The sequence below is a fragment of the Kribbella sindirgiensis genome (genome assembly GCF_004331435.1).
GTDB classification, from domain to species: domain Bacteria; phylum Actinomycetota; class Actinomycetes; order Propionibacteriales; family Kribbellaceae; genus Kribbella; species Kribbella sindirgiensis.
The window spans coordinates 79,923-102,086 of the sequence record NZ_SJKA01000004.1 but is presented as its reverse complement, the minus strand read 5'-3'; the positions used below and the strand labels follow the sequence as shown (position 1 = coordinate 102,086).

Annotated in this window: 25 protein-coding genes; 15 read left to right on the top strand and 10 right to left on the bottom strand. The window is 68.7% G+C overall.

Annotated features, from left to right (window positions below):
* Positions 1–4: 4 nt before the first annotated feature.
* Positions 5–748 carry a CTP synthase C-terminal region-related (seleno)protein gene (locus tag E0H50_RS12320; RefSeq protein ID WP_131287259.1) on the top strand — a complete coding sequence of 248 codons (744 nt, stop codon included), beginning with the start codon at positions 5–7 and terminating at the stop codon, positions 746–748.
* Here E0H50_RS12320 and E0H50_RS12315 read toward each other — a convergent pair.
* Positions 703–1,704 (bottom strand): Gfo/Idh/MocA family protein, encoded by a 1,002-nt coding sequence (locus tag E0H50_RS12315; protein WP_131287257.1) that lies wholly within the window; start codon positions 1,702–1,704, stop codon positions 703–705. The two genes, E0H50_RS12320 and E0H50_RS12315, sit on opposite strands and share 46 nt — an antisense overlap.
* A gap of 200 nt (positions 1,705–1,904) precedes the next feature.
* Here E0H50_RS12315 and E0H50_RS12310 point away from each other — a divergent pair, with 200 nt between their 5' ends.
* Entirely contained in the window at positions 1,905–2,648 is a 744-nt protein-coding gene (locus tag E0H50_RS12310; RefSeq protein ID WP_131287255.1) for a GntR family transcriptional regulator, read from the top strand.
* On the opposite strand, the gene E0H50_RS12305 is transcribed toward E0H50_RS12310, so the two are convergent.
* Both E0H50_RS12305 and E0H50_RS12300 read right to left on the bottom strand, forming a co-directional pair.
* Positions 2,615–3,409, bottom strand: coding sequence for a hypothetical protein (locus E0H50_RS12305; RefSeq protein ID WP_131287253.1), 795 nt, complete (start codon positions 3,407–3,409; stop codon positions 2,615–2,617). The two genes, E0H50_RS12310 and E0H50_RS12305, sit on opposite strands and share 34 nt — an antisense overlap.
* 13 nt (positions 3,410–3,422) lie before the next feature.
* Complete coding sequence (locus E0H50_RS12300; protein WP_131287250.1) at positions 3,423–3,923, bottom strand: SigE family RNA polymerase sigma factor; 501 nt, start codon at positions 3,921–3,923, stop codon at positions 3,423–3,425.
* A gap of 252 nt (positions 3,924–4,175) precedes the next feature.
* Here E0H50_RS12300 and E0H50_RS12295 point away from each other — a divergent pair, with 252 nt between their 5' ends.
* From E0H50_RS12295 to E0H50_RS12265, 7 genes are all read left to right on the top strand, one after another.
* A complete protein-coding gene (locus E0H50_RS12295; protein ID WP_131287248.1) occupies positions 4,176–5,456 on the top strand; it encodes a TadA family conjugal transfer-associated ATPase in 1,281 nt (426 codons plus the stop codon).
* A complete protein-coding gene (locus tag E0H50_RS12290) occupies positions 5,456–6,316 on the top strand; it encodes a type II secretion system F family protein (protein WP_131287245.1) in 861 nt (286 codons plus the stop codon). The genes E0H50_RS12295 and E0H50_RS12290 overlap by 1 nt, the downstream gene beginning before the upstream one ends.
* Positions 6,313–7,251: a type II secretion system F family protein gene (locus tag E0H50_RS12285; RefSeq protein ID WP_131287243.1), complete on the top strand. Its 939-nt coding sequence runs from the start codon at positions 6,313–6,315 to the stop codon at positions 7,249–7,251. The genes E0H50_RS12290 and E0H50_RS12285 overlap by 4 nt, the downstream gene beginning before the upstream one ends.
* Before the next feature lie 14 nt (positions 7,252–7,265).
* On the top strand, positions 7,266–7,463 hold the full coding sequence (locus E0H50_RS12280) for a hypothetical protein (protein WP_131287241.1): 198 nt from the start codon (positions 7,266–7,268) through the stop codon (positions 7,461–7,463).
* On the top strand, positions 7,463–7,849 hold the full coding sequence (locus E0H50_RS12275) for a TadE/TadG family type IV pilus assembly protein (protein WP_131287239.1): 387 nt from the start codon (positions 7,463–7,465) through the stop codon (positions 7,847–7,849). The genes E0H50_RS12280 and E0H50_RS12275 overlap by 1 nt, the downstream gene beginning before the upstream one ends.
* On the top strand, positions 7,846–8,295 hold the full coding sequence (locus E0H50_RS12270) for a TadE/TadG family type IV pilus assembly protein (protein ID WP_131287237.1): 450 nt from the start codon (positions 7,846–7,848) through the stop codon (positions 8,293–8,295). The genes E0H50_RS12275 and E0H50_RS12270 overlap by 4 nt, the downstream gene beginning before the upstream one ends.
* Before the next feature lie 65 nt (positions 8,296–8,360).
* A complete protein-coding gene (locus tag E0H50_RS12265) occupies positions 8,361–8,759 on the top strand; it encodes a pilus assembly protein TadG-related protein (RefSeq protein ID WP_131287235.1) in 399 nt (132 codons plus the stop codon).
* Between the two features lie 229 nt (positions 8,760–8,988).
* On the opposite strand, the gene E0H50_RS12260 is transcribed toward E0H50_RS12265, so the two are convergent.
* Positions 8,989–9,789: a Rossmann-fold NAD(P)-binding domain-containing protein gene (locus tag E0H50_RS12260; protein WP_131287233.1), complete on the bottom strand. Its 801-nt coding sequence runs from the start codon at positions 9,787–9,789 to the stop codon at positions 8,989–8,991.
* 70 nt (positions 9,790–9,859) lie between these two features.
* On the opposite strand from E0H50_RS12260, the gene E0H50_RS12255 reads away from it, so the two are divergent.
* From E0H50_RS12255 to E0H50_RS12245, 3 genes are all read left to right on the top strand, one after another.
* On the top strand, positions 9,860–10,471 hold the full coding sequence (locus E0H50_RS12255) for a TetR/AcrR family transcriptional regulator (protein WP_131287231.1): 612 nt from the start codon (positions 9,860–9,862) through the stop codon (positions 10,469–10,471).
* Positions 10,472–10,573: 102 nt separating this feature from the next.
* Entirely contained in the window at positions 10,574–11,695 is a 1,122-nt protein-coding gene (gene prfB, locus E0H50_RS12250) for a peptide chain release factor 2 (protein WP_131287229.1), read from the top strand.
* Positions 11,679–12,431: a pentapeptide repeat-containing protein gene (locus E0H50_RS12245; RefSeq protein ID WP_131287227.1), complete on the top strand. Its 753-nt coding sequence runs from the start codon at positions 11,679–11,681 to the stop codon at positions 12,429–12,431. The genes prfB and E0H50_RS12245 overlap by 17 nt, the downstream gene beginning before the upstream one ends.
* On the opposite strand, the gene E0H50_RS12240 is transcribed toward E0H50_RS12245, so the two are convergent.
* Positions 12,394–13,845, bottom strand: coding sequence for an MFS transporter (locus E0H50_RS12240; protein WP_131287225.1), 1,452 nt, complete (start codon positions 13,843–13,845; stop codon positions 12,394–12,396). The two genes, E0H50_RS12245 and E0H50_RS12240, sit on opposite strands and share 38 nt — an antisense overlap.
* Positions 13,846–13,947: 102 nt before the next feature.
* Here E0H50_RS12240 and E0H50_RS12235 point away from each other — a divergent pair, with 102 nt between their 5' ends.
* Positions 13,948–14,868 carry a helix-turn-helix transcriptional regulator gene (locus E0H50_RS12235; protein WP_131287223.1) on the top strand — a complete coding sequence of 307 codons (921 nt, stop codon included), beginning with the start codon at positions 13,948–13,950 and terminating at the stop codon, positions 14,866–14,868.
* On the opposite strand, the gene E0H50_RS12230 is transcribed toward E0H50_RS12235, so the two are convergent.
* Complete coding sequence (locus E0H50_RS12230; RefSeq protein WP_131287221.1) at positions 14,861–16,738, bottom strand: cellulase family glycosylhydrolase; 1,878 nt, start codon at positions 16,736–16,738, stop codon at positions 14,861–14,863. The two genes, E0H50_RS12235 and E0H50_RS12230, sit on opposite strands and share 8 nt — an antisense overlap.
* 121 nt (positions 16,739–16,859) lie before the next feature.
* A complete protein-coding gene (locus tag E0H50_RS12225; RefSeq protein WP_131287219.1) occupies positions 16,860–17,768 on the bottom strand; it encodes a LysR family transcriptional regulator in 909 nt (302 codons plus the stop codon).
* Positions 17,769–17,841: 73 nt separating this feature from the next.
* On the opposite strand from E0H50_RS12225, the gene E0H50_RS12220 reads away from it, so the two are divergent.
* Positions 17,842–18,741: an EamA family transporter gene (locus tag E0H50_RS12220; RefSeq protein WP_131287217.1), complete on the top strand. Its 900-nt coding sequence runs from the start codon at positions 17,842–17,844 to the stop codon at positions 18,739–18,741.
* Here E0H50_RS12220 and E0H50_RS12215 read toward each other — a convergent pair.
* Positions 18,683–19,357, bottom strand: a complete 675-nt coding sequence (locus tag E0H50_RS12215) for a flavin reductase family protein (protein ID WP_131287215.1) — start codon at positions 19,355–19,357, stop codon at positions 18,683–18,685. The two genes, E0H50_RS12220 and E0H50_RS12215, sit on opposite strands and share 59 nt — an antisense overlap.
* Positions 19,358–19,390: 33 nt before the next feature.
* Between E0H50_RS12215 and E0H50_RS12210 the strand changes: the two genes are divergently transcribed.
* Entirely contained in the window at positions 19,391–20,434 is a 1,044-nt protein-coding gene (locus tag E0H50_RS12210; protein ID WP_202868115.1) for a serpin family protein, read from the top strand.
* Here the strand turns inward: E0H50_RS12210 and E0H50_RS12205 are convergent.
* Positions 20,425–21,111, bottom strand: coding sequence for a TIGR03943 family putative permease subunit (locus tag E0H50_RS12205; RefSeq protein WP_238150923.1), 687 nt, complete (start codon positions 21,109–21,111; stop codon positions 20,425–20,427). The two genes, E0H50_RS12210 and E0H50_RS12205, sit on opposite strands and share 10 nt — an antisense overlap.
* On the bottom strand, positions 21,108–22,118 hold the full coding sequence (locus E0H50_RS12200) for a permease (protein WP_238150922.1): 1,011 nt from the start codon (positions 22,116–22,118) through the stop codon (positions 21,108–21,110). Before E0H50_RS12200 ends, E0H50_RS12205 begins: the two co-directional genes overlap by 4 nt.
* Positions 22,119–22,164: the final 46 nt, after the last annotated feature.

Below are 22,164 nucleotides of genomic sequence, written 5' to 3'. Positions count from 1 at the left end.
ACCCATGAACGCCTACTCCGGACGCCTCGCCCTGGTCGGGGACCGCTCACCGCATGTCCGTTCGCACGCCCGGATCCCCGGCCTGCTCAAGGAACTCGAAGCGCGCGATCACCTGGACCTGGACGTCTACTGGGTCCCGAGCGACGACGTGGATGCCGCGCTCGAGGGCTTCGACGGAATCTGGCTGCTGCCCGGCAGCCCGTACCGAAGCGAGGCCGGGGCGGTCACGGCGGTGCGGATCGCCCGCGAGCAGGGGATCCCGTTCCTCGGTACGTGTGGCGGGTTCCAGCACGCGATGCTCGAGTTCGCGCGCAACGTGTGCGGCGCAACCGGCGTACAGCATGGGGAGAGTACGCCGGACGCGGACGAGCTCCTGATCGTGCCGTTGCAGTGTTCGCTCGACGGACACGAGGGCGGCGTACAGGTGCGACCAGGAACCCGTGCAGCCGAGCTACTCGGTTCAGAGCGCTCCATGGAGCGGTACCACTGCTCCTACGGCCTGGACAGCGGCAAACTCGACCTACTGCGTGAGCACGGCATGATCTTCAGCGGGTACGACGACGCGGGGGAACCGCGCATCGCGGAGCTGCCGGGACACCCGTTCTACCTGGCCAGCCTGTTCCAGCCGGAGCTGGCCGGCGACGGCGGGCGCCCGCACCCATTCATCCAGGCGTTCGCGCACGCGGTCGCCGGCCGCAGCGATCAGATCGCGGAGACCGGTCGCGGCGCCATCCCCGCGGCGACGTAACAGGCGTCGATGAGCTCCATCGTGGCCAGTGCGTCGTCGGCGTCGGTGAGGAGCGGAGCGCCGTTGCGGACCGCCCCCGCGAACGCCTCCAGCTGATACGTGTACGACGTGCGCGTGCCGAGATGCTCGACCCACGTGTCTTCCTTGGTCGTCACGATCACCCGGTCGTCCTTCTGCGGAAGCACGTAGAACGGCGCGAACGCCTCACCGCGGCTGCCGACGACCTTGAGACTGAACTCGACGTCCTCGGCCGCCATACTGGTCCGCACCACGCCGGTCGCGCCGTTCGGGAATTCGAGGTCGGCGTTCAGCCACTCGTCGACGCCAGGCATCCGCTTGCGCTCACCGGCCCGGGCGCTGACCAGCGTCGGCGCGCCACCGGCGTACGGCCCGAACATTCGCTGCGCGTGCAGCGCGTAACAGCCGACGTCCATCACGGCGCCGCCGGCGAGCGGCAGCGACCAGCGGGGGTCGGCGTCCGGCGGCGGGGGCATCACCATCGTCGCCTCGACCTGCTGCAGGTCGCCCAGCTCGCCCTTGGCGACCAGCTCCTGCAGCCGCCGCATCACCGGGTGGTACGCGTAGTGGAACGCCTCCATGAACACCAGACCGGAGGTGCGCACGGCGTCCCGGACCTCCAGCGCCTCGGCGGCGTTGCTGGTCGACGGCTTCTCGGTCAGCACATGTTTGCCTGCGGCAAGAGCCCGCAGGTTCCACGGCCCGTGCAGTCCGTTCGCCAGCGGGTTGTAGACGGCTTCGATCTCCGGATCGTCCAGCAGTTGCTGGTACGACGCGTGGACCCGTTCGACACCGTGCTCGGCGGCGAAGGTTTCGGCCCGGCCGGTGTCGCGCGCGGCGACCGCGACCAGCCGCGCGCCGGTCAGCTTGGCCGGCTCGACGATGGCCCGGCCGGCGATCCGGGCGGTACCGAGGATGCCGATGCGAAGCGGTTCCATGCGTTCTCCCTTGCTGACGAAGCCGTCATCCTCCCCCAGCATGACCGGGCTCCAAACCCGGTGCCCGCGATCCGGACCGTGGTGGCCGGAAAGTTCACCCGGCGTTCAGCGGGTGACGGCTCCGGCAGCGGACCGCGCCAGGTCTGATCAAATTCGGGTGGTGGCTCGACGGATTCCGGTCCAGCCTTCAGGATGAGCCCATGAGTACCGTCCAGGTCCAGGTCGATCGGAACAGCCGTACGCCGTTGCACGTGCAGCTGGCGCAGCAGCTGGAGGCGGCCATCCAGGGCGGCGAACTGCCCGTCGGGTCCCGACTGAGCAACGAGGTGGACCTGGCCGAGGCCTATGGACTGAGCCGGCCGACCGTCCGCCAGGCGATCGCCCGTCTGGTCGACCAGGGCCTCCTGGTCCGCAAACGTGGTGTCGGGACCCAGGTGGTCGGCAACTCCGGACAGGTACGTCGTTCGCTCGAACTGACCAGCCTGTACGACGACCTCACCTCGGCGCACCGGAAGCCCGAAACCGACGTGCTGCGCTTCGGAATCTCACCCGCGACCGCAGAGGTCGCCACTGCACTGCAATGCGAGCTGGGCGACCGGGTGCTGCGGCTGGAGCGACTGCGGCGTGCAGACGGCGAGCCGCTCGCTCTGATGCGCAACTGGCTGCCGCCGGAGATCCTGGAGACCGACCCGGCCACGCTGGCCGAGCGTGGTCTCTACCAGCTGCTGCGAGCTGAGGGGGTCCGGCTGAAGGTGGCGCACCAGACCATCTCCGCTCTACCGGCAACACCCGAGCAGGCGAAGCTGCTGTCGGAGGAGCCGGGCTCACCGCTTCTGGCGACCACACGGATCACGTACGACGACCACGGCCAGCCGGTCGAGTACGGCTCCCACCTGTACCGCGCGAGCCGCTACTCCTTCGAGCACACGCTCGTACACCGCTGAGCCCCCGGAGTCGCCTGGCGGGGCGGGAAGACCCAGTGCGGGCTGCGAGCGATCTCTGCCAGTTGTGCCGCTGTCAGCAGCGGACTGGTTCGGGTGTGCTCGCTCTTCTCCTTGGGGGCGTTGAAGTTGGTCAGGCTGATCTGAGTGCCGTTGGGCCGGAAGAGCTCCACGATGGTCTCTCGGACGCCACCGGGGGTCGGCCGGTCCGGGTACAGCGGCTGGTTGTCGTACACGACGTGCACGCTGCGGTCTGCATGGATCGTGCACGTACCGGGTGGAAACGGGTTGCAGTCGGTGATGGCGGCCGCGGTGGTGATGCTCAGCGTGAGCAGCGAGGCACCGGCTCCGTCGTCCAGCAGCACGCTGGCCTCGTTGGTACCGAGGCCGTAGCCGCCGGACTTCGTGGAGGCGATCGGGGTGAGTCCGTTCGGGAGGAGGCGCGTCAGCGTCGCCAAGGTCTCCGCCGGTGTCACTGGTTGCGAAACGGTCGGCTTCGGCGTCACAACCGTCGTCACAGTCGGAGTGATGGTCGGAGTGGTGGCCGGTTCTACCTGGGCACGCAGTACCTGACTGCTGCCGATGACGACTCCAAGGGTGGCCAGTACGGCAGTTGCGCCGGACAGGCCTGCTAACGCGGTCCGGCGCCGTCGCAGCACCTTGCCGCGACGGATGCCGCGGGCAACCAGCTCGGGGGTGGCGGGCTGCAGGTCCTCGGTCGCCCGCCGCATCAGGTCCGGGAGGCTGTCGTGCAGGTTGGTCATCGGGGCTCCCAGGTCATAGTGCGGCCAGATGGACGGCTTCGTCGCCCAGGACGGCCCGGAGGCGGCTCAGTGCGCGTGACGTGCGGGTCCGGATCGCGCCGGTGTTCTTGCCCAGGTCGTGCGCGACCTGCTCCGCACTGCGATCCTCGAAATACCGCAGTACCAGGACTGCTCGGTCGAGTGGGGACAACTCGGCCATTGCCTGCAGCAAGGACAGGCGGAGCTCGTGGTCACCGGTCTGGTCGGCTCGGTCGGGTGTCCGCTCCACAGGTCGCTCCGTCGAGCTGCGTCGGCGCCGCTGGGAGATGTACGTCCGCGCCAGGACGGTCTGCGCGTACGCCGCCGGGTTGTCGGTCTGCTCCACCCGCCGCCACGCCCGGTACAGCTTGGCCAGCGTCTCCTGGACCAGGTCTTCGGCCAGGTGGTGCTCACCGGCCAGCAGCCACGCCGACCGGTACAGCTGCGGCGTCCGCGCTCTGGCGAACTCGTCGAAATCCTCCGTCGACCGTGTCAAAGCCACCCTCCCGAGGTCCTGTCACCCGGTTCGACGCCGTGAGTGGCGGTTCTGTTACCTGCGGAATTGCAACAAGCTGCAGTTTTCTGGACCCGGCCGTGACTCGATCGATACGGTGAGTAAGCCAATGGCATGTCACGGTTGTCCACAGGGCAGCGGACGCAGGTGGCGCCGGATGCCCCACGGTTGAAAGGATGGTCCCCGCATGGTGACCGAGCGTGGTCGCCGGACGGGACTCACACGGGGAGATCGATGACTGCGGACAGGCTCGACGCGCACCGCTCGGGCTGGAGCGGTGCCATCGAGCTGATCGACGCGCAGGTGCGCGACGTGGTGCGCCGCGAAGGCATCGACCCGCTCCGGGACCCGGGCGCCGTGAACTCGATCGTCGCCACCGTCGTCCGGGAGTACGACGAGCGCAGTCTGAGCGGTGTGGTGCCGCCGATCGGCGACCTGGAGGCGGTCAGCCGCGAGGTCCACGACCGGGTCGCGGGGTTCGGGCCGCTGCAGCGTTACCTGGACGACCCGTCCGTCGAGGAGATTTGGATCAACGAGCCGAGCCGGGTGTTCATCGCCCGCGAGGGCCGGCACGAGCTGACCACGACCGTGCTGACCGAGGAAGAGGTCAGCGACCTGGTGGAGCGGATGCTGAAGACCACCGGCCGCCGGATCGACGTCTCGCAGCCGTTCACCGACGCCCGGCTGCCCGACGGAAGCCGCGTGCACATCGTCCTCGGCGGCATCACCCAGCGGTATGCGGCGATCAACATCCGCAAGTTCACTGTCCGCGCGACGCGGCTGACCGACCTGGTGCAGCTCGGGTCGCTGACGCCGCACGCGGCCGCGGTGCTCGAGGCGTCGGTTGCCGTCGGCCTCAATGTGCTGGTCTCCGGCGGCACGCAGGCCGGCAAGACCACGATGCTGAACGCGCTGGCCGGTTCGATCCCCGGCAGCGAGCGGGTGATCAGCTGCGAGGAGGTCTTCGAGATCAAGCTGCCGATCCCCGACTGGGTGTCGATGCAGACCCGGCAGGCCGGTCTCGAGGGCACCGGCGAGGTGCGGTTGCGCGACCTGGTGAAGGAGTCGCTGCGGATGCGGCCGTCCCGGGTGATCGTCGGCGAGGTGCGCGGCGAGGAGTGCCTCGACCTGCTGCTCGCGCTGAACAGCGGCCTTCCCGGTATGTGCACGATCCATGCGAACTCGGCGCGTGAGGCGCTGACCAAGATGTGCACGCTGCCGCTACTGGCCGGCGAGAACATCGGCTCCCGGTTCGTGCTGCCGACGGTGGCCGGCTGCGTCGATCTCGTCGTACACCTCGGGATCGCGGCGGACGGGCGCCGGCGGGTGCGCGAGATCGTGGCCGTCACCGGACGGCTGGAGGAGCAGGCGATCGAGACCGAGACCCTCTTCAACACCTACGACGGGTACCTGCGCCGCGCCGAGGGGCAGTTGCCGCATGCGGAGCGGTTCCAGCAGGCCGGGTACAACGTGGCCGGGCTGCTCACCGAGTTGCCGCGTGGGGCGGCGAGCTGATGGGGCTCGTGATCGGGCTGTTCTTCGGTGTCGGCCTGCTGTTGATCATCGCGGCGTTCGTGGCGCCGATCGAGACCGTGCCCGGTTCGGACGGGCGGCTGCGCGGCAAGAGCCGGGACCTGCTCGCGAGTGCGGGGGTCGAAGGTCTGACGCCGGGTGCGTTCATCGGCGCGTGCGTGATCATGGGGCTGGTCGCGTTCCTGCTGATGTTCGCGGTGTCCAAGACGCTGCCCATCGGTGTGGTGTTCGGGCTGATGGCCGGCTGGCTGCCGATCGCACTGGTGCGGTCCCGGGCGCGGAAGCGGCTGGCCGAGTTCCGCGAACTGTGGCCCGATGTGGTGGACAACATCGCTTCGGCGGTCCGTGCGGGGCTGTCATTGTCGGAGGCGCTGGCTCAGGTGGGCGAGCGCGGGCCGTCGCAGTTGCGCGAGCCGTTCCGGCGGTTCGGTGCGGACTACGCCTCGACCGGCCGGTTCGCCGAGTCTTTGGATCGCCTGAAGGCGCGGCTGGCCGACCCGGTCGGCGACCGCGTGGTCGAGGCGCTGCGGATCGCTCGCGAGGTCGGTGGCGGCGACCTCGGCCGGCTGCTGCGGTCGCTGTCGTCGTTCCTGCGCGACGACGCGCGGACCCGGTCCGAGCTCGAGTCCCGGCAGTCGTGGTCGGTCAACGGCGCCCGGGTCGCGGTCGCGGCGCCGTGGCTAGTGCTGCTGTTGCTGTCCTTCCAGGGCGACGTCATCCAGCGGTACAACTCGCCGGTCGGCGCCCTGATCATCGCCGTCGGCGCCGTGATCTGTGTGATCGCGTATCGGGTGATGCTGCGGATCGGCCGGTTGCCCGAGCCCGAGCGGGTGCTGCGATGAGCCCGATGCTGCTCGGCGGTTTCCTCGGCGCGGTGCTCGGCGCCGGGCTGCTGATCGTCGTCCTGCGGTTGCCGTTCCTGCGCAAACCCACGGTGGACGAGCGGATCTCGCCGTACCTGCGGGATCTCGGTGCGCCGGACGTGTTCGTCGGCGTGATCGACTCGCGGTCGCCGTTCTACGCGATCCTGCGGTTGTTCGGTCCGTCGCTGCGGTCCGCGGCGAAGCGGCTCGAGCGGATCCTCGGCGGCGCGAACACGATCCGCCGGCGGTTGCAGCGGGCCGGGCTGGACCGCACGGTGGAGGAGTTCCGGATCGAGCAGTTGCTCTGGGGAGCGATCGCCTTCGGCGCCGGGATCGTGATCTCGGTCGTCGCCGTCGCGGTCGGCCTCGGGGATCCGGTGGCGCTGCTGGTGTTCTGCCTGGTGCTCGGGATCACCGCGCTGCTCGGTCGCGACACGTACCTGACGTCCCAGGTACGGCGGCGTGAGCGGCGCCTGCTGGCCGAGCTGCCGACGGTGGCCGAGTTGCTCGCGTTGTCGGTGGCGGCCGGTGAAGGTCCGGCCGCGGCCCTCGACCGCGTCGCGCGGTCGTCCCGGGGTGAGCTGGCCAACGAGCTGAAACGCGTCCTGGCGGAGACCAGGGCGGGAGAGACATTGGTCCGCGCGCTCGACGCGCTCGCGGACCGCACCGGGTTGCTGGCGCTCTCGCGCTTCGCGGACGGGCTGGCGGTGGCGCTCGAGCGCGGCACGCCGCTGGCCGACGTACTGCGGGCGCAGGCCGGTGACATCCGGGAAGCCGGGCGCCGCGAACTGATCGAGTCCGGGGCCCGGCGCGAGGTGGCGATGATGGTCCCGGTGATCTTCCTGGTCCTTCCGGTGACCATCGCGTTCGCCTTCTACCCGGGCGCTGTCGGAATCCGGCTGATCGCCGGATGAACTGAGGAGAGGTCATGTCCCTATACCTGACGAGGCTGTTCCTGACGTTGCTGCTGAAGCCACGTCCGGCGCGGACCGAGCGCGGCGACGTACCCGGCTGGGTGCTGATCACCGTGATGACGGCCGGCCTGGTCGTCGCGATCTGGAAACTGGCCGGCGACCAACTCGCCACCATGCTCCGCAACGCCCTGTCCTCGGTCAGCAACAAGTAATGCGCAGGGCCCGCGGTGAGCGGGGGTCGGCGGTTGTCGACTTCGTGCTGGTCTCGACGATCCTGGTGCCGTTGTTCCTCGGCATCCTCCAGGTCGGCCTGTTCCTGTACGTGCGCAACACGGTGACGGCCGCGGCCTCCGAAGGTGCGCACTACGCGGCCGTGCTCAACCGGGAGCCGGCCGACGGTGCGGCACGCACCAGGGACTTGGTCAACGGCGTGGTGACGGACGGGCTGATCGACTCGGTGTCCGCGGAGGAGACAGACATTGACGGGCAGCCCGGCGTCGAGGTGTCCGTCCAAGCGCACATGCCGCCGCTCGGGCTGTGGGGACCGGGCATCTCGTTCACCGTCGAGGGACATGCCGTGAAGGAGACCGGCGAGTGAGGCGCCGCCGGGACGAACGCGGGAGCGCCGTCGTGGAGTTCTCCTGGTTGGCGATCCTGCTGATGGTTCCGCTGGTGTACATGATGCTCGGCGTGTTCGACGTACAGCGGGCGTCGTACGGCGCGACCGCGGCGACCCGTGCGGCCGGGCGGGCGTTCGTGATCGTGCCGGACGGTGTCTCCGAGGACGAGGCGCGGGCGCGCGCGTTCGACGCCGCGGAGCTGGCGATGAAGGATCAGGGGATGGAGCTCAGTTCGGACGAGCTCACGATCAGTTGCGATCCGGCCTGTCTGGAGCCGGGGTCGACGGTCACGGTCACCCTGGAGACGAAGGTCCGGCTGCCCCTGATCCCGGACGCGCTCGGCGGCGAACCGCCAGCCATCCGGATCAGCTCCGCGCACACCGAGGCGTTCGGCGACTACCGCCAGGCGAAAGGCGCCGGATGATGGCCCGGCGGGCGCGAGGTGAAGAAGGGCAGGCGGCCCGGCGGAGGCGGGGTGACGAGGGGCAGATGACTGTGCTGATCGTCGGGTTCACCGTGGTGATCCTGCTGATGGTCGTCGTGGTCACCGATATCTCGAAGGCGTTCCTGGTCCGCCGGGACCTCGACGCGACCGCGGACGGCGCCGTCCTCGCGGCCGCGAACGGGCTCGCCGCGGTGTACGCCCAGCCCGGCGCGGGCGGCAACGCGGCGATCGATCCCGACCAGGCGCGGCGGCTGACCGCGGACTACCTCGACGACGTTGCCGCGAGCAACAGGTTCGACAACCTCGACTGGTCGGTGGACGTCGAGGGTACGACGGTGACGGTGCGGCTCAGCTCCACCGCCGACCTCCCGTTCCAGCCGCCCGGCTTCCCGGGCACGGCCGACGTCGCCTCCGAGGCCGCCGCGATCGTCCCGATCCGCTGAATCCGGCCGGTCCACCAGTCGGAGGTCGGACAGGCGGCCGTGGGAGGGAACAGGTTGCTGCGGTCCTTGTGACTGATGGGTGGGCGGTGATCAACTCGGTCCGGGATCAGGCAACAGGCAATGGTGGGTAGGCACCTGGTATTGCCTGTCCCGAGTCACCATTGCCTGTTCCCGGTCCCCAGTGCATGTTCACGCGACTGGTACTCACACCCCGACGGTTGACGTGGTGTCAGGTGAAGAGGCCGGGGTTGTCGGTGAGCCAGGTGGTGAAGGTTCGGGCGGTGTGGCCGGTGAGGAGTTCGACGCCGGGTTCGATGGCGGCTGGGGTGCCGACGCGCGACGCCCAGTACGCCAGCAATGTCTCGCGCTGCCCTTCGTCGCGCATCCCCATCTCGGCGCGGGCCTGGTCGGGAGTGAGGTCGACGGCTTCGATCGGTACGCCGGTGACCTCGGTGATCAGCCCGATCTGGTGCCGGCGCGTCATCGACTCCGGTCCGGTCAGCGGGTATCCGCGACCATCGTGCCCGTTGCCCGGCCCGTCGAGCAGCACGCGCACGGCCGCGTCGGCGATGTCCTGCTCGTGGATCGGCGCTTCCTCGGCCTCCAGGTAGGGCAGCCGGATCTGACCGATCGCGCGGACCTGATGGGCCCAGTACTTGGCGTTGCTCATGAACGCACCGGGCTGCAGCCGGGTCGTCGCGTACGACGCGTTGGCGACCACGTGCTCGGTCTTCGCATGGGGATCCTCGGGACCGCCCAGTGCGGACAGCGACGAGAGCAGGACGACCTGCTTCACGCCGGCCGCCTCGGCCGCGGCCACGAAGGCGGGTGCCGTCGACGGGGCGGAGTACAGGAAGACCTGGCTGATGTCGCGCAAGGCCGGTGCGGGGTCCAAAGGGTCGTAGGCGACGGCCGACGGGAGGGCGGAGGGTTCGCGGCTGGCGACGCGGACGTCCTGTCCGGCGGCGATCAGGCCGGCGGTGACGGCGCGGGCGATCGCGCCGCGACCGCCGGTGACGAGAACAGTCATTGGATGTGCTCCAAAATTAGAGTGACTACAACAATGGAATCAGTAAAGCAGATCGGCTAGGGTCGGTGCAATGGAGCTCGGGCGGCGGGAACGCAAGAAGCAGCAGACGCGGCAGGCCATCTCGGACGTGGCCACCACGCTGTTCCTCGAGCGCGGCTTCGACGCGGTCACCGTCGCCGAGGTGGCGCGGGCGGCGGATGTCGCCGTACAGACGGTGTTCAACCACTTCCCGGCGAAGGAGGACCTGTTCTTCGACGAGCCGGGGTGGTGGACGGGGCCGGCGCGGGCGATCCGCGAGGCGCCGCGGGAGGCAGATCCGGTCGATGTGCTGGAGGCCGAGTACCTCAAAGGGACCCGGGAGCGGCTGGAAGTCGGGCACCTCAAGACCTGGAAGCAGTTCGTACGCACGATCGAGAGCAGCCCCGCGCTCCTCGCCCGGCGCCGGCTGACCGCCGACGAACTCGAGAAATCCCTCACCCAGGCGCTCGACGAGCGATCACCGGATCACCTGCGCAACCGCCTGATCGCAGCCATGTACGCCGCTGCGCAAAAGGTCCTGGAGGAGCAGTTGATGCACGCCCTGCCCGACGACGCAGCACCCGACGAACTCGAAAACGCGCAGGCAGCGCTGGAACAGGCGATCACCCAGGTCTTCGCCGTTCTTCGTCGCGGGCTGGCCTAGGAGGGCGGATGGGGGTCCTGCGCCTACTGCGCGGCACTCGGTGGGCACCTGCTTGCTACGGCGCAGGACCCCCATCCGCCCTCTAAGCTAAGCTGCTTAGTTGTGGCTGGACTGGATTTTGACGCGGAGCTGAAGCAGCTCGACGCGACGATGACCTCGATCGAGAAAGTGCTCGATCTTCCTGCGATGCGCAAGGAGATCGACGAGCTCGGCGAGCAGGTCGCTGCGCCCGATCTCTGGGACGACCAGGCGAACGCGCAGAAGGTGACGTCGCGGCTGTCCAGCCTGCAGGCCGACGTCGAGCGGGTGACGAACCTGCGCGGCCGCCTCGACGACGTCGGCGCGCTGGTCGAGCTGGGTCGCGAGGAGAACGACGCGGACAGCCTGGCCGAGGCCGAGAAGGAACTGGGCTCGGTGGCCAAGGCGATCCAGTCCCTCGAGGTCCGCACCCTGCTGTCCGGTGAGTACGACGAGCGTGAGGCGCTGGTGACGATCCGCTCCGGCGCGGGCGGTGTGGACGCCGCGGACTTCGCCGAGATGCTGCAGCGGATGTACTTGCGCTGGGCCGAGCGGCACGGCTACCCGACCGAGGTCTACGACACGTCGTACGCCGAAGAGGCCGGACTCAAGTCGACGACGTTCGGGGTCAAGGCGCCGTACGCGTACGGCACGCTGAGTGTCGAGTCCGGGACGCACCGGCTGGTGCGGATCTCGCCGTTCGACAACCAGGGCCGCCGGCAGACCTCGTTCGCCGCGGTCGAGGTCGTTCCGGTACTCGAGCAGACCGACGAGATCGACGTACCGGAAGAAGAGCTGCGGATCGACGTGTACCGGTCGTCCGGTCCGGGTGGTCAGAGCGTCAACACGACCGACTCCGCCGTCCGGATCACGCACATCCCGACCGGCACCGTGGTCTCCTGCCAGAACGAGAAGTCCCAGCTGCAGAACAAGGCCAGTGCGATGGTCATCCTGAAGGCCAAGCTGCTCGCGCTGAAGAAGGCCGAGGAGCGGGCCCAGATCGACGCGCTGCGCGGGGACGTGCAGGGCTCGTGGGGTGACCAGATGCGCTCGTACGTCCTGCACCCGTACCAGATGGTGAAGGACCTGCGGACGCAGTTCGAGTCGGGGAACACGTCGGGTGTGTTCGACGGTGAGATCGACGAGTTCATCGAGGCCGGCATCCGCTGGCGCCGCACCGGCCAGACGGTTGCCGAACAGAACTGATCTGCAGGCCGACTGCGGTAGCTGCGTCGGCCTCTGCTGTGTCGTCCTGACGTTCGCGCGGTCGGCGGACTTCGCGATCGACAAGCCTGCCGGTGAACCCTGCCCGAATCTGAGCGACGATCACCGCTGCACGATCCACAGCCAGCTCCGCTCCAAGGGCTTCCCGGGCTGCACCGTGTACGACTGCTTCGGCGCCGGCCAGGAGCTGTCGAAGCGCGGGCCGGAGATGTTCGCCGCGCTCCCGATCCTCCGGCAGCTGCACGAACTGCTCTGGTATCTCACCGAAGCCCATGAATACAACAAGGATCTGCAGCCGGCGATCGATCGCGTGGAGGCCGTGAGCCGTACGGCGGACCTCACGACCGTCGATGTGGTGGCGGAGCGGGCCGTCGTCAACGAGGTCCTGCTGCAGACCAGTCAGCTCGTCCGCGGCAAGCAACCGAAGAAAAAGGAACGCCGCGGCGCCGATCTCATCGGTGCGCGCCTGCGCCAGGCCGACCTCGCGAAAGCCAACCTGCGCGGCGCCTACCTGATCGGTGCCGACCTCAGCGGCGCGGACCTCCGCCAAGCGGACCTGATCGGCGCCGACCTCCGTGACGCCGATCTGAGCGGCGCTGACCTGACGGGTGCGCTGTTCCTCACCCAGTCCCAGATCAACGCCGCTCGGGGCGACCACACCACCAGGCTTCCGAAGGCGGTTACGCGCCCTTCCCACTGGTCCGCAACTGGTGCGTGACGGGCGTCATCAGCAACGAGATTGCGGTGATCGCGAGCGCTACGGCGGCTAGTGCGCCGCCCTGGTCCCAGGAGGTACCGGCCAGGGCGAGGTACGCCGTACCGACGGTGGCGGCTCCCAGCGCGAGGCATGTCTGCTGGCTGGTGAGCAGGATGCCGCTGCCCAGACCTGCTTGAGCAGGCGGGACCTGGCTGAGCACTACGCCCATCAGCGGCACCATGACGAGGCCTGAGCCGAAACCGGCGATCAACATCGGTACGGCGAGCTTCAACGGGCTGACGTCCGGCCACAGGGTGAGGGCGACGGCCGCGAGTACGGCGTACCCGACGCCCTGGATGATCCAGCCGCGGACGATGAGACCCGCGCCGTACCGGACCTGCAGCCGCGGGCCGTAGATCGAGGTGATCAGGAAGCCGACCGCCATCGGCAGCAGGCTCAGACCGCCTTCCAGCGGAGACATGCGCGCCTCGCCCTGGGTGGCGAGCGCGAAGACGAACATCATGAAGCCGCCGAACGTGGTGAAGAACGCTACTGCCAGCAGGAGGCCGATGCGCATCGCCTTCAGCCGCAGGACGGTAGGTGGAATCAGTGGAGCCGCACCGGAGCGCTCAGCCCGGTGCTGGTGTACACCGAGCAGCACAACGGCCGGAATCGTTGCTGCCAGGCACAGCCACGTCCAGAGCGGCCAGCCGAGCGGCCGGCCCTCCGTGAGTGGCAGGAGCAGCATGACCAGCGTCAGAGCGAGCAGAGCGGCTCCAACGAGGTCGACGCGCTGTGCCTTGGCTGCCTTGGTTTCCGGGATCAGCCGGATCGCCGCAGCCACGCCCAAGATGCCGACAGGGACGTTGACAAGGAACACCGCGCGCCAGCCGAGGTCGAACACGTTCGCCTCGACGAGTACGCCACCGAGGATCTGGCCGAACGCTGCAGCTGCTCCGCCCGCCACGCCGTACATGGCCATCGCACGGGCGCGGTGCTGGCCGGTCAGGAGGCTGGTGATCGTCGCCAGCACCTGTGGGGTGACAGCGGCACCTGCGGCGCCCTGGACGACCCGTGCGACGAGTAGGACGCCGATGGTCGGGGCGATGGCGCAGATGAGCGATGTCACGGTGAAGCCGATCAGGCCGATCAGGAAGAGGCGCTTGCGGCCGAACGTGTCGCCGAGGCGACCGCCGACTACGAGCAAGGTCGCCACGGCGATCCCGTAGCTGCCGACAACGAGCTGGAGCTCGCCGGACGTGGCGCGCAGGTCGGAGCCGATCGCGGGCAGGGCGACGTTGATGACGAAGAAGGAGAGCATCGGCAGGAAGGCGCCGAAGATGAGAGTCGTGAGCGCCACCGGCTTGAGCGGCACCGCAGCGGCCGGCGGCCGAGCGGTGACCGGAGTGGTGGCAGCCTGGAGCTGGTCTGTCATGACATTCAGCCTGCATGCGCTCGGAGCCTGGTGGTGAGAGCCTGCTTATCCTATTACTCGCAGCACCTGGCACCCGGTTGCGCCGGTGTCCATGATGGAACCATGACCACTGTCCCAGCTGCCACCGACACTACGGCGACGGCCCGGCGCCGTGAGCTCGGAGTGTTCCTGCGGAGCAGGCGCGAGCGCATCCGCCCGGACGAGGTCGGGTTCGCTCCGGGCGGCCGACGCCGTACGCCGGGGCTGCGGCGCGAGGAGGTCGCACTACTCGCAGGAGTGGGCGTCACCTGGTACACGTGGCTGGAGCAGGGCCGCGACATCAACGTGTCCGCCCAGGTGCTGGATGCGATCGCGTCGGCGCTGCGGTTCGACCGGCAGGAGCGCAGCCATCTGTTCCGGCTGGCCGGGCTGCGGTTCGGTCCGGCGCAGGGCGTGTGCTCGGCGCTGCCCCCGTCGGTGCAGAAGACGCTCGACGCGGTCACGCCGTACCCGGCGGTGGTCCTGAACGAGCGGTACGACATCCTCGCCTTCAACGAGGCGTACTGCCGGGTGGTGCTCGACCTCGAGACGGTGCCGGTCGAGGAGCGGAACATGCTCTGGCTGAACTTCGTGTCCGACGGGTGGAAGTGCAGTTTCGTCGACGCCGAGATGACCAAGCACCACATGGTCGCAGCGTTCCGCGCAGCGTCGGCCGATCACCTCGGGGACGCGCTGTGGCAGGACCTGATCCAGGGCCTGCTCGGGAGTTCACCGTACTTCGCGGAGCTCTGGGAGCGGTACGACGTGGCCGCGCCGAGCACCCGGACGAAGATGCTCGAGATCGACGGCTACGGCCTGCTGCGGATCGAGCCGATCAACCTGTGGTTGTCGCAGCTCGGGCCGCTCCGGGCGACCGTCTACACCGCACTGGACGAGGAGACCGAGGACAAACTCCGGCAGATCGTCGACGCGCCGCCTGCCGACCCGGCTGACGGGGCGGGTCAGCCGGGCCGGGATCAAGAACGTCAGCAGAGCTTCAGGTGACCGGGATGCCTGGGTTGGTGAGGGCCTTGCCGCCGGTCATCGTGTTGCTGCGGTCGATCGTCACCTTGCAGCTGGAGGCGTTGTAGTTGGTGATGTTGAACGCGTACCGCCCGCTTCCGGTCGCGCCGGAAAGATCGGAAACATTGCCACGGAACATCGTTCCGCACCCCCAGCCGGACTGCTGGGTGTGCGTCTCGTACCCGTTGTTCGTGGTGTTCTTGCCGGTGTTGTTCTCGATCACGTAGTTGTTGCCCTTGACATCGATCCAGCTGTCGTCGTAGTTCGCGCCGGTCAGGCCGCGCCCGTCGAAGCTGTTCCCGGACACGAGCCCGCCGGTCGTCCCCTCCTTGAGGTCGACCGCCTCGCCGCCGACGTCCGGGCCGATCGTGTTGCCGAGGATCTGCACGTGGTCGGACTTGTCCGAAGTGCCGCCCGCGCTGCCGACGTACACGCCCTCGCCCATCCCGCGGCCGTCGTTGCCGGTGTCGTAGATGCGCGAGTTCTTGATCACGCCGTACGTCGAGCTGTTCCGGAAGTGCACGCCCTCCATGTCCAGCCCGTGCACGGTGACGCCGTCGATCGTGACGCGGGTGGCGCTGTCGATCATGATGCCCTTCTGCCCGCCGGTCACCGTGATCCCGCGGACGTTCCAGTACGACGCGCCGTTCAGGTGCAGGCCGTACCCGCCGCCGGCCTTCAGTACGGCGTTCGCGGAGCCGGTCAGCGTGATCGGCGCCGAGGACGTGCCGTCGACCGTGGTCTTGAAGTTGCCGGTGTAGGTGCCGTCGGCGAGCTTGATGGTGTCACCGGGCTTGGCGTTGGTCAGGGCGGCGGTCAGCTCCGCGGACGTGCCGACCTCGGTGGTTTCGGTGGAGGCGGTGCGGTTGCGGATGTGATCGCGGATCCACACACCGGCCGGCTTGAGTACCGACGTACCGGCGAAATCGTTGCCGGCGCAGGTGCCTTCCTTGAAGACCGCGCCGGAGCGGAAGTCGTCGGAGAAGTTCCAGTTCGTCCAGCCGATCTGTTTGCTCTCCAGGAAGTCCAGGTACTTCTGCGACCAGGTGAAGTCGTTGCCGCCGTCACCGGTGTACGTCTGGGTGCCGAACTCCGTGACGAACAACGGGATCCGGTCCGCCGCGCGGGACAGGGCGTCGAAGTACTCCTGCTTGTGCGACGCGGCGTAGAAGTGGAACGTGTACATCAGGTTCGTCGCGTTCACAGGGTTGTTGATGACATCGGCCTCGCTGCCGCCGTCGGAGACGCCGAGCGACGCCCAGCCGTGGGTGCCGACGAAGATCACGCCGTCGGGGTCCTTGGCCCGGATCACCGGCACCATCTGCTCGGCGTACGACTTGATGCCGGCCCAGCTGACGCCGTTCGGCTCGTTGGCGATGTCGTAGATGATGTTCTTCTTGTCCTTGTGCCGTTCGGCGATCTCGGTGAAGAATGTCTTCGCCAGTCCGAGGTTCGCGTTCGGGTCGCCCGGGTCGAGTTGGTGCCAGTCGACCAGCGCGTACATGCCGCGCCGGGTCGCCTCTTCGATGTAGTTGTTCACCAGGTTGGTGAACTTCTCCGGGTCGGTCTCGTAACCGTCCTCCTGCACGTACATCGAGATGCGCAGGATGTCGGCCTTCCAGTCGGTCGCGAGCGCGTCCAGGGACGCGGTCTTGACGCAGTTGGCGTACCACTGCAGGCCGTGGGTGCTCATGCCGCGCAGCTGGACGGGTTCGTTGCGCTCGTTGCAGAGCTTGGTGCCGCAGACATGCAACTGCCCGTTGCGGCCGACCGGGGTGTCGTCGGCCTGAGCACTCGCAGGTACGAGGGTTGATGCGGCCAGCAGTACGCCGGCCACGAGAGAGTGGATCATGAACTTCCTCCGAGGGGGCGTCGGGGAGGATGATGATTAGGAAGGTTTCCTAATAGTTCCGTCGAACCTAACGGCAGGCGCGGAACGCTGTCAATTGGTCGCGCAAGGTGATCAATAGTGATCAGGCGGTATCGCGTGAGGGCCAGGCTGCCTTCAGGGTCGCGAGCGTGACGGTGATGGCCGGCCGACGGGACGTGGTCGTGCGCCAGACGGCGTACAGGCGGCGGCTCGGCGCAGGCTGCAGCGGTACGACGACAACGCCGCCGGGGACCGGTCCGCGGCCGAGTCGGGGGAGCAGCCCGATGCCCAGGCCGCGGGCGAGCATCGCGAGCTGGGTCTGGTACTCCGCGACGGAGTACGCGACCTCCGGCTCGACGCCGGCACGGCGCATCGTCCGGATCAGCCACTCGTGGCAGATCGACCCGACCGGCTGGCAGATCCACCGCTCGCCGACCAGGTCCTCCGCGCGGACGAACTCCTTGCCTGCCAGGCGATGCGTCGCCGGCACCAGTACGTCGGCGGGATCGGAGCCGAGCTTCACCCGCGACAACCCCTCGGGCAGACCGAGTGGGGTGTTGTGCCAGTCGTGGACGATCGCGATGTCGATCTCGCCGCGGTTGACGGCGGCCACCGCCTCGAACGGGTCCGTCTCGACGACCCGGACGTCCAGCCGATCGTGCTCGTCGACCAAGCGCGCGAGAGCGGGCGGCAACAGCCCGCGTGCCGCGGTCGGGAACGCGGCGATGCTGAGCGTCCCGATCGCCTGACCGCGTTGCTCTTCCAGTGTCAGCTCGGCGTCCTCGACCAGCTCGAGAATCCGCGCCGCCGTCGACGCCAACTGCTGGGCTGCGTCCGTCAGCACGATCCCGCGCCCCTGCCGCTCGATCAGGGTCGTCCTGGTTTCCCGCTCCAGCTTCGCCAGTTGCTGCGACACTGCGGACGGCGTGTACCCGAGCACCTCGGCTGCCCGATTGACCGATCCGTAGAGCGCCACCGCGTGCAGTGCCCGGAGTCGTCCGAGATCAATCATGAAGCACTCCTACATCGTTAGCGGTAGCAATCGGTGCTGGTCCTTAAGTGTACTCTCGCCAACACTGGACCGTATGAAGCCTCGTGACCTGCTCCTCGCCCTCGCCGTCGTCGTTGTCTGGGGCATCAACTTCGTCGTGATCGAGGTCGGCCTCGAAGGAATGCCGCCACTCCTGCTGTCCGCGCTGCGCTTCTTCTTCGCGGCCGTCCCCGCGATCTTCCTGCTCGGCCCGCCACGTGTCGCCTGGCGGTACGTCGTGGGCGTCGGGCTCGCACTCGGGGTCGCGAAGTTCGGGCTGCTGTTCATCGCGATGGATCACGGCGTACCTGCCGGGTTGTCGTCGCTCGTGCTGCAGAGTCAGGTGATCTTCACGGTCCTGTTCGCGATCGCCGTACTGCGGGAGCGGCCGCGGCCCGCGCAGCTCGCCGGCATCGTCATCGCGTGTGTCGGGATCGTGCTGATCGTCCTCGACCGCAAGCTGTCGGCGCCGCTGGGCGCGCTGGTGCTGGTGATCGTCGCGGCCGCGTTCTGGGGTGTGGCCAACCTGATCACCCGGTACGCGAAGCCGCCGGACACGCTGCGCTTCATGGTCTGGGCCAGCGCGGTCGCCGTCGTACCCCTCCTGTTCCTCTCGCTGCTCACCGAGGGGCCGACGACGGACGTCGACGCGATCCGGGCGATCGACCTGAGCGGCATCGGCGCGATCGCGTACCTCGCCTTCGGCGCGACCCTGTTCGGGTTCGGCGTCTGGGGTTACCTGCTCCGGCAGTACGACGCCAGCACGGTCGCACCGTTCTCGCTGCTGGTCCCGGTCGTCGGGATGTCCGCCGCGTGGGTCCTGCGCGGTGAGGCCGTCGGACCACAGCAGGCGATCGCGGCGGTGCTGGTGATCGGCGGCATGGCCTGCACGATCATCAGGCGCCGGAGCCCGCGACCGACGGAGACCCGTGAGCTGATGAAGGCAGCTGCGTGAGCGGCGGCATCTGCCACCCGCGCGCCAGTGACGAGGGGTACGCCGGAGCGCCGCCCGCGAAGTACTCGGTGAACTTCATGATCAGCGGGTCCCAGCGCAGCGGGTCGATGTAGCGGTCGTTGCTCATCAGCAGGTTCTCGCGAACCCGGACCCGCTCGACCTTCATCTCCAAGGCGCACAGATGCGAATCGGGCCCGCCGATCTCGCGGATCGTCTCGATCCGGCCCTCGAGGTTGATCGGGCTCTCCTGGACGGAATCCGGGCCGGACAGTTCACTCGGTTCGCGGGTCAGACCGCCGGCGGCGAACTTGTCCGGCACGTACCGGTACCCGCGCGCCCGCTTCGACTCCGACATCTCCTCCGACCCGGTCAGCAGCGCGATCCGGTCGAGGGCCGCGACCATGTCCGGCTCGACCAGGTTCAGCACGAGCTCCGGCCGCTCGCGGAGGTTCTTCACGGTCTGCGAGCTCGTCGCCATCCCGAGCATCGCGGTGTATCCGAGCCACCAGGCGGACGACATCGGGGCGAGGTTCGTGGTGCCGTCGGGGTTGGCGGAGCTGATCAGGACGACCGGCGTACCGAAGTACAGGACCTTGGGCTCGACTGTGCGCTTCATGCGCATGAAACGGTGATGCGACAGGATGTGTGAGTGGACGCATCTCAAGTCGCTCGGCTGACTGCGCGATGGATCGCCGAACTGCCCGGCGAGGACAGCACCGTGATCTCCGGTCTCGGCGTCCAGCCGCTGCTCGCGATGCTGGCCGAGGTCGCGGACGAGCCCGCTCACACCGAGCTGGCCGAGGCCGCGGGCGGACGGTACGGCGGCCTGCTGCAGGCGCCCGAACTACGGATGGCGTTGGGACTGTGGACGCGACCGGAGATCGAGCTGCAGCCGGGTGTGGATCGCTTCCTGCCGCCGGAGGTCCGTGGGACGTTGACCGATCGCGCCGCGCTCGATGCGTGGGTGGTCGAGCAGACGGACGGGCTGCTGCAGCGGATGCCGGTGCAGCTCACGCCTGAGGTGTTGCTGGTGCTCGCGTCGGCGCTGGTGCTGAAGACGGAGTGGGCACTGCCGTTCGAGGAGTACCCGCGGAACGATCGGCGGTGGTTGAGCCGAGCGGACACCGACCTCGACAGCTTGCAGGTGTACGACAGTGCGGCGGGGCCGTTGACCGTGGTGACGGTGCGGGGGACCGGCGAGTTCGACGTACGGCTGGTGGTTGGTGACGGTGGTCGTGCGGCCGTGCTGTCCGCTGCGTTGGAGCTCGACGGGGACGGGGTCAGCGGGTCCGAGCTGCTCGCGGCGGAGCGGTCGGCGCCTGGTGTACAGGTGATCGACTCCATGCAGCCGACGGTCGCGCTGTCGATGCCGTACTTCGAGATCGAGGCGGAGCATGACCTGCTGGAGCATCCCGAGGTGTTCGGGCTGACGTCCGCGTCGGACGCGAGCAGCGGGCACTTCCCGGGGCTGAGCCCGCAGCCGTTGGCGATCGGGCAGGCGCGGCAGGCCGTGATGGCGCGGTTCTCGGCGACCGGCTTCGAAGCGGCCGCGGTCACCGCGATGGCGATGGCCGCGGGCGCGGCGTTGGGCGCGAAGGCGCTCTACGTGAACCTCGAGCGGTCCTTCGGCTTCATCGCCGTACACCGCCAGACCGGAGTGCCCGTCGTCGCCGGCTGGCTGAATTACTCGTAAGGGTTGGCCGGTGCGGCCACCGGCTTGACCGTGTCGACCGTGAGCGCGGCGACGTCGCCGTCGGCGCGTTTGGTCGGCTCGGCCCACTTGCCGGTCACCGTGATCCATTGGTTCTTCGGCGGCGCGGCCTGGCCGCGGGCCTCGACCATGAACGCCGTACCGTCCGCGACACAACAGGTCAGGCCGATGCGGGTCACGTACCAGACGCCGTTCTTCGCCGGGGTGACGAAACCGGTCAGCTGGAACGACCGGCCCTGCATCGTGTCCTTCTCCCACACCGCCCAGACCGAGTAGTCGCGGACCGTAATGGGCCGCGGGCCGTGCGACTCGTCGCCCCAGTACGCGTTCCCTTGCGGCTCGACCGGTTTCGCCGGCTTCGCGGCGACCGGTGACTGCCGTTGCGCGGCATCCGCGCCGAGCGCGGGCGGATCCACGACGAGCAACGCGAAGATCGGTACCAGCAGCAGCCAGGCGGCCCGCGGCAAGCCGTGCCCATGGTCCTGCCGGGACTTGACGAGTACGTCGGTCACCGCGAGCGCGACCAGCACGATCCCGGCCGCGAGCAGCATCCACCGCATCCCGGGCTTCACGTACCGCAAGTACGTCCCGGACGTCGCAAGCTGCACCATCGCAGCCCCGACGAACACGATCACCAACCCGGCGACGTTGCGCTTCACAACAACCACCACCCCACGAGAAGACTGGCCAGGAGGGCGACCACGAAGGTGGCCGGGGCGAACCGGACGGCGAACTTCGGGCCGAAGGTTCCGGTCTGCAGGGCGATCAGCTTCACGTCGACGATCGGGCCGACCACCATGAACGCGAGCCGCGCCGTCAGCGAGAACTGGGTCAGGCTGGCCGCCACGAACGCATCCGCCTCGGAACAGATCGCCAGCAGCACGGCGAGCAGGCCCAGGATCAGCACCGACAGCAGGAGGTTCCCCGCGACGTGGTCGAGCCAGGCCCGCGGGACGACGACGTTCAGCGTGGCCGCGGCGGCCGCGCCGACCACCAGGAACCCGCCGGCGTGCAGGAAGTCGTGCAGCATCGCGGACCGGAACACCTCGAACTTGCCGTCGTCGTGCGCGTGCCGGTTCTTCGGCATCTTCAGCCACGACCCGCCCTTGCCGGTCAGCAACCACAACCAGCCGAGGATCATCGACACCGCGAGCGAGGTCACCGCACGAGCGACCACCACCTTCGGCTGCCCCGGGAACGCCACCGCGGTCGACGCCAGCACGACCGGGTTGATCGCCGGCGCGGACAGCAGGAACGCGATCGCCGCGGCCGGGGTGACGCCGCGGTTCATCAACGCCGCCGACACCGGCACCGACGCGCACTCGCAGCCCGGGAGCACGACTCCGGACGCGCTGGCCACCGGTACGGCGAGAGCGGGATGCTTCGGGAGCGCCTTCGCGAAGAAGGAGGCCGGGACGAAGGCGGTGAGGGCGGCCGAGAGCAGTACGCCGAGCACGAGGAACGGCAGCGCCTGCACGGTCACGCCGACGAACATGGTCGCCCAGGTCCGGATCCCGTCGTCGGTGAACCACGCGTTGAACAGCCGTCGCCCGAACAGCGCGAGTCCGACCAGCAGCACGAGCGTCGCGGTGAACGCGATCGAGGACCCGGACGGCTCTTTCTCCGTCGTCTCGGGCAATTCCTCGACCTCGGTTGGCGTACTCACGGTGCGCATCCTGACACAACAGAGTGCGCCCGGACGACCACCCACC